Origin of the sequence: Oceanobacillus saliphilus, assembly GCF_023522835.1 — a bacterium.
In the GTDB taxonomy this organism is placed as follows: Bacteria; Bacillota; Bacilli; order Bacillales; family Amphibacillaceae; genus Oceanobacillus; species Oceanobacillus saliphilus.
On record NZ_JALCZU010000045.1, the window covers coordinates 1 to 392 of the forward strand.

General features: G+C 48.7%; 1 protein-coding gene. It reads left to right on the plus strand.

Annotated features, from left to right (window positions below; translation table 11 throughout):
* Positions 1–392, plus strand: a 392-nt coding sequence (locus MN204_RS20380) for a DUF1542 domain-containing protein (RefSeq protein WP_249872896.1), incomplete at both ends; no start/stop codon positions are given.

A 392-nucleotide genomic window follows, 5' to 3' on the forward strand; every position in this document is an offset into this window, starting at 1 on the left:
CAACGCAAGTTACGCCAGATGGCACGCAAGACTCTGTTTCGGTAAAGGGAGCCATTGCACGGTCAGAATTGATTAACGTTGACTTGTTTGCAAATTCAGCTGGAACGACACCATTGCAAGTTGATACGACAGGTACAGACCTGGCTACTGCAAAGGCTGATGCAACAGCGGCAATTGATGCAATGAAGTATCTGACTGACGAAGAGAAAGCCGACTATAAGCAACAGGTATCTGACGCCACAACCGCAGATGCCATCGACGCAATCGTAACTGACGCCACAGCACAGAACTTGACGAACGCAAAGGACTGGGCGACGACAGAAATTAGTGGTTTGACAAACTTGGATGACGCGGGCAAGCAGACGTATCTTGATCAATTGCCTAATGCCACA